Source organism: Kitasatospora sp. A2-31, from assembly GCF_022288725.1.
Lineage (GTDB): Bacteria > Actinomycetota > Actinomycetes > Streptomycetales > Streptomycetaceae > Kitasatospora.
On record NZ_JAKNTA010000065.1, the window covers coordinates 1 to 5,598 of the forward strand.

The window sequence follows — 5,598 nt, forward strand, 5'->3', positions numbered from 1 at the left end:
CCCTCACCCGCTGGACCGCCCACCCCATCCCCATCCCCCCCCATCCCCCCTGAACCCCGCTGCTCCTGCCCGGCCTGAGCGCCGGGCAGGAGCAGCCACAGACCCGCCAGGCCGATTTCTCGTTCTCGAAAGATCGAGTTCTTGACGCTGCACCCGGAGACTCGGGAACATCGAACGAGAAGCCAAGGGGAGGAAGCAGCGTTGAAGCTGACCGAACTAGACAGCTCCTGTGACAACGGGCCATGCCCGACGATCTACGCCACTGACACCGGGGAACTGGTCGTACAGGGTTTCAGGGTGGACGACCCGGAAGCGCTGGCCATGATGCGGCTCCCCGACACCGAGACCGCCGTACGCATCCCGATTGATCTCCTGGTGAGGGTTGCCCGTGACCATCTCTCCTGACGCCTTCGGCCGACTCTTCGACGACTTCCAGCAGGAAGCGTTCCGACTGGAGACACTGGACGACTACAGCAAGTCCGGCAATGTGGACGCCTATCAGGCATTCCTGGCCGGAGAATCTCAGCCTCCCGGCTACAACGCCAGGTGGCTGGCGCAGGTCCGACGCAATACCGACGCCGGCCGCCGCATGTACCGGGTTCACATCCTGACCCGACCTCTCACCCGGTACCTCCAGTTCGAACTCGGCTGGGGATACCTGACGAACGCCACGGCCGGCGAGGAGTTCTTCATCCTCGACATCACGGAGAAGTCGAACCCGCTCGACGGCGTTCCCGACTTCTGGATGTTCGACGAGTCCGCAACCGTCTCCATGACCTACGACGACGAAGGTCGATTCCTCGGAGCGGAGGAGGAGCCCGACGTTCAGAAGTGGATTCACTGGCGAGACACGGCTCTGAGCCATGCCGAGCCGTTCGCCGACTGGTGGGAGCGGCACGGCAGCTAGTGAGAGGACACATCGGTAGCACGCTGCGGGAACTGCGGAAGGCCAGCGGGAAAGAGGCCAAAGCAGTCGCCCGCAGCGCTGCCATGTCCCCGTCCAAGTTGAGCCGCATCGAGACCGGAAAGCTGGCACCGACAGCGATGGATGTCGACCGCATCCTCGCGGCCATCGGGGTGTCCGACGAAGTTCGGGCCGGAATGGTGGAGACAGCCCGTCGAGAAGCTACCGAGGCCACGGCGTGGCGCCTGTACCGGCGTAGCGGATTCCACCTGCATCAGGACGCCATCCGCTCCGTTGAAGCCGAGACTGCGACTCAACGGGTCTTCCAACCGTCCTGTATCCCTGGCCTGTGCCAGACACCGGAGTACGTTCGGGCAATCCTCGGTACCAAGGGCCTGACAGCGGAGATGCTGTCACGGACCATCGGTGCTCGGCTCCAACGCCAGGCCGTACTTTTCGAGCCCGTAAAGTCCTTCCACTACCTGATCACGGAATCGGTGCTGCGCTGGCGGCTTGTGTCGCCGCCCGAGATGGCCGTCCAACTGGACCGGCTCATCACTCTCTCTCGCCTCCCCAACGTCTCGTTGGGCATCGTGCCACTCTCGACCCCCATGACTGAAGCCCCATCCTCATCGTTCGTCGTCTACGACAATCGAATGGCCATCGTGGAGATCCCCCATGCGGAAATCACCACCAGCGAGCCGAAGGATGTGGAGCTGTACCTGGAACGGTTCAGTCGGTTCGAACTCCAGGCCCTGACCGGTGACGCAATGCGGGAGATGGTCGGAAACATCCGTGACGAGTTCCTGCGGGAGCACAAAGGAATCCAGCCAGGGGGAACCGGAACGCGCTGGTGACGGCGCCCGCGGAAGCCTCCGCGGGCGCCGCCCGCTGTGCGGCGGTCAGGCGTTCTGATCCCTGCTCTTTCCGCCCTGACCGATATCCCATCGGGCAGGGCGGGCCGGATGCCTCTCGACCGACACCAACTCCACTACAGCCTTGGTGACGCAGGAAGTCGGCCGGTCCGACTTCCTGCGCACGCGTTAGGGGAATCGCCCAAGTACTGCAGCCCCGCCACTCGCCCCCACAAGGGGTCACCGGAGATGGATATGCGCGCCATTCCAAGGGTCCCGAGAGGAGTTCTTGTGGGAACAGGAAACTGGGCCGGAGTGACCCCGGCTCGCCCCTAACTTGGTGACTCACCGAAACGATCCGCGAGTTACGGGAGTCCTCGATGTCCGCTGCGGGTTCTGCACAGCCGACCGAGCCCAAGCGTCGCCGGACGCCGGCGGAGCTCATGGAGCAGGTCGACAACAACCCCGTTCGGAAGGACCTGACGACCGGCGACCTTGTCGAACTGGTCGGCCTCCAGAACGGCCGGGCCCTGGTCCGGCCGCTGTTCGAACCGGATGCCCTGCCGCGGCAGGTGCCCGCCGACCAGCTCACCGCGCGCATCAGCCTGTGGGGCTGACCGCCCTCCCGCGGATCCTCTCTCCCAACACCGGAAGGCACAGGCGATGACCGACCACCACCTCTACGAACTCGACCTCTCCCGCGTCCAGTTCAACCGCGCGTGCGGCGGCAACCAGGGCGGGGGCGACGACAGCGAGTCGTGCGTGACCCTCGGTGCGGTGCCGCAGGCGCCGGGCGTCTTCGCCCTGGGCGACAGCAAGCGCCCCGACCGCGAACCGCTGCTGTTCACCGCCGAGGAGCTGACCACCGCCGGGATCGACCCCACGCGGTTCGGCCTGTCCGTCTGACGCCACCCCGACCGCCCCGGCCGACCTGACCACCCCGACCACCCCGGCCGTCCGCAGTCCCGTGCGGGCAGCCGGGGGCGATAGACCCCCGCGGAGAAGCACAGTTGCACTTCCACGGCTACGAATGGACCGGTGACGGCCGGCTGCTGACGAAGGAGTCCGAGCGGCGACCGGTCGACGGCGCGGGGTTCCGCCTGTCCGAGCTACCACCGCTGATGACCGGCTGGTGGCTGCTGCGCCCGGCCGCCCAGATCCGTGGCACCTGGGAAACCCCCACCGCCGCGGCCGACTGGCTCGCGAAGCGCTACGCGGAGAGCGCGCCCGCCGGTGACCCCTGGCTACCGCTCGAAGCCCGGCGCCGCCGCGCGGTCGACCAACTGGCCAGCGCCTCGGACGTCGTGTGGGCCCGCTGGGTGTCCGACACCCGGTGGTCCGGCCACTACGTGGTCCCCTGCCCCAGCAGGGCCCACCCGGACATCCCCTGCCCCGCCCCCGCCCAGGGCGGCAGCGGCACCACCTCCCGGCGCCGCCCGTCCGGATGAACTCCCGAGCCACACCGGCGACAAGCCTCCGTACACGATCCGTCCCCGGCTACGGTCCGCCCGACAGCCGAACGAAAGGGGCCACCATGGCGACCGGAATCCTGGACTACGAGAGCGACGCGATCGTCCAGCTCATGAACATCTCCGAGGAGGACTGGACCGAGCAGGAGCTCAAGGACGCGCTCCAGCGGGCGATCATGCTGGAGCTCTCCACCATCCCGCCCTACGCCACCGCCCTCTGGTCAATCACCGACCCGGACAACAGCAAGCCGGTCCGCCACACCATCCGCGAGATCGTCTTCGACGAGATGTCCCACTTCGGGCTGGTCTGCAACATGCTCACCACCATCGGCGGCACGGTCGTCCTCACCGACCCCGCCACCGTGCCGAAGTACCCGGGTCAGCTGCCCGGCGGCGTCAACCCCGGCCTGGAGGTGTACCTCAGCGGACTGACCCGCGATTCGGCCTGCCTGTTCTCCGAGATCGAGAAGCCCGAGCACCCGCTCGCCTTCGCGGCCGACGGCAACACCATCGGCGCGTTCTACCAGCGCATCGCCGACGTCTTCCCCAAGTTCGCCGGCCTCATCACCGGGCAGCGGCAGGTTGACTTCCCGCTCACGAGCCACGGCGCCGGCAACGACATCGTCCCGATGAACCACATCGAGGACGTGCTCGCCGCCATCCACATCATCCAGACCCAGGGCGAGGGCACCGACGCGTCCCCGGAGAACCCCTTCCCCGGGGACCAGGGAGAACTCGCCCACTACTACGCCTTCAAGGAGATCGCGGTCGGCAAGAAGCTCGTCCAAAACCAGCAGACCGGTGAGTACGGCTTCGACGGCGCCGACGTACCGCTGCCGGACACCTCCCCGGTCGCCCGGATCCCCGCGGGCGGCTGGGCCAACTCCCCCGGCAACGAGCCCGACCAGGCCACCGCCGACCGCCTGACCACCTTCAACCAGCACTACAGCGACATGCTGTACGCCCTCCAGGACGCCTGGGCCGACGGCGGGACCGCCGCGATCGGCCCCGCCATCACCCACATGGGCAAGATGCGCAGCACCGCCCAGCAGATCAACGGCATCAAGCTCCCCGCCGACCCCCGGTTCACCTACGGCCCGGAGTGGCTCTTCATCCAGCGCTGACCTGCAACCGGACAGTCCGAAGGCCGGTGCGGAGCCTCCGCACCGGCCTTCGACAGGCCTTCAACGAGCGTCGGCCGTTACTCGTTCGGCACGGTCGCGTACCGCGGCGTCCCCTCGGCCATCTGCCGCAGGGCGTCCTTGCGGTCCCGCTTCGACAGCTTGTCGATGTAGAGGGTGCCGTACAGGTGGTCCGTCTCGTGCAGCAGGCAGCGGGCGAAGAAGCCGGTGCCCTCGACCCGGATCGGCCGGCCGTCCTTGTCCACACCGGTCACCGCGGCGAAGTCCGGGCGCGCCAGCTCGGCGTAGGCGGTGGGCACCGACAGGCAGCCCTCGTTGCCGTCGTCCAGCACCCGGCGGCGGTCGGCCGGGTAGTCCTCCAGCTTCGGGTTGATCACGTGGCCGATGTGGCGCACGCCCTCGTCGTCCGGGCAGTCGTAGACGAAGACCTTGAGGTCCACACCGATCTGGTTGGCCGCCAGGCCCACGCCCTCGGCGGCGTACATCGACTGGAACATGTCGTCGATCAGGGCGGACAGCTCGCCGTCGAACGCGGTGACGTCCTTGACCTCGCGGTGCAGGACGGGGTTGCCGACCACGGTGATCGGGCGCGCGGTGCCCTTGGTGAGGTCCGGCTCCTCCCCGATCACCTTCGGGTTCGGGTTCTCGTCGTGCTCGTGCTGCTCGGCCTGCTCCGCCATGTCTTCCGCTTCCATAGGTCTACGCGTACCTCACCAGGGTACTCAGCAGACTTCTTCGAGATCCCGGTACGCCCGCGATCCCGGGGAGGCCGCCGCCCAGCGGTCCAGCAGGGCCCGCACCAGGTGGGCCGGCGCCGCGATCCCGCACTCCCGCTCCACCAGCCAGGACATCCCGGCCGCGCCGCCCTGACTGAGGTGGCTCAGGTGCCCGGGGTGGGCGGCGTCGCCGTCGTCGTGCGGATCGTGGTGGGCGGTGTGCCCGTCGTCGGCGGCCATCCGGCTCTCCGAGCAGGCCCGGCAGAGCAACCGCACCGACGACGTCCAGTCCTCCGCCGCATAGCCCGCGTCCGCGACCAGCCGCTCCAGTGCGTCCCGGTCCGCCGCCGTCGCGGCCTGCAGCAGGACGACGTACGTCGGCACCGGGGACGGCGCCCACAGCTCGATCTCGTCGAACACCGGGTAGGCCACTCCGTCGGTGACCCGCTCGCCGTGCGGGGCTCCGTCGTGCAGCACGACCTCCCCCCAGCGTCTGCCGGAGGACGGCAGCGG

At 68.2% G+C, this 5,598-nt stretch carries 8 protein-coding genes and 1 pseudogene; 7 read left to right on the forward strand and 2 right to left on the reverse strand.

What is annotated here, in order from left to right:
- Positions 1-201: 201 nt before the first annotated feature.
- The 7 genes from MCM47_RS39235 (at position 202) to MCM47_RS39265 (ending at position 4,351) form a co-directional block, all read left to right on the forward strand.
- The gene (locus tag MCM47_RS39235) at positions 202-405 is read left to right on the forward strand and encodes a hypothetical protein (protein ID WP_238950266.1); all 204 of its coding nucleotides are present in this window, start codon (positions 202-204) and stop codon (positions 403-405) included.
- Positions 389-907: a DUF6879 family protein gene (locus MCM47_RS39240; protein WP_238950264.1), complete on the forward strand. Its 519-nt coding sequence runs from the start codon at positions 389-391 to the stop codon at positions 905-907. The genes MCM47_RS39235 and MCM47_RS39240 overlap by 17 nt, the downstream gene beginning before the upstream one ends.
- Entirely contained in the window at positions 907-1,761 is an 855-nt protein-coding gene (locus MCM47_RS39245) for a helix-turn-helix transcriptional regulator (protein ID WP_308222635.1), read from the forward strand. Before MCM47_RS39240 ends, MCM47_RS39245 begins: the two co-directional genes overlap by 1 nt.
- A 377-nt stretch (positions 1,762-2,138) precedes the next feature.
- Entirely contained in the window at positions 2,139-2,375 is a 237-nt protein-coding gene (locus MCM47_RS39250) for a hypothetical protein (RefSeq protein ID WP_238951671.1), read from the forward strand.
- Between the two features lie 46 nt (positions 2,376-2,421).
- Positions 2,422-2,664, forward strand: coding sequence for a DUF397 domain-containing protein (locus tag MCM47_RS39255; RefSeq protein ID WP_238951672.1), 243 nt, complete (start codon positions 2,422-2,424; stop codon positions 2,662-2,664).
- Between the two features lie 104 nt (positions 2,665-2,768).
- On the forward strand, positions 2,769-3,206 hold the full coding sequence (locus MCM47_RS39260) for a hypothetical protein (protein WP_238951673.1): 438 nt from the start codon (positions 2,769-2,771) through the stop codon (positions 3,204-3,206).
- 86 nt (positions 3,207-3,292) lie between these two features.
- Positions 3,293-4,351, forward strand: coding sequence for a ferritin-like protein (locus tag MCM47_RS39265; protein ID WP_238951674.1), 1,059 nt, complete (start codon positions 3,293-3,295; stop codon positions 4,349-4,351).
- 77 nt (positions 4,352-4,428) lie between these two features.
- Here MCM47_RS39265 and def read toward each other — a convergent pair whose 3' ends face one another.
- Entirely contained in the window at positions 4,429-5,064 is a 636-nt protein-coding gene (gene def, locus MCM47_RS39270; RefSeq protein WP_238950262.1) for a peptide deformylase, read from the reverse strand.
- A gap of 27 nt (positions 5,065-5,091) precedes the next feature.
- A pseudogene (locus MCM47_RS39275) lies at positions 5,092-5,598 on the reverse strand (hypothetical protein); the annotation flags it as partial.

Coding starts and splice junctions, on each gene's coding strand:
- MCM47_RS39250 (WP_238951671.1), top strand. CDS start 2,139: ATGTCCGCTGCGGGTTCTGCACAGCCGACCGAGCCCAAGCGTCGCCGG.
- MCM47_RS39255 (WP_238951672.1), top strand. CDS start 2,422: ATGACCGACCACCACCTCTACGAACTCGACCTCTCCCGCGTCCAGTTC.
- MCM47_RS39265 (WP_238951674.1), top strand. CDS start 3,293: ATGGCGACCGGAATCCTGGACTACGAGAGCGACGCGATCGTCCAGCTC.
- def (WP_238950262.1), bottom strand. CDS start 5,064: ATGGAAGCGGAAGACATGGCGGAGCAGGCCGAGCAGCACGAGCACGAC.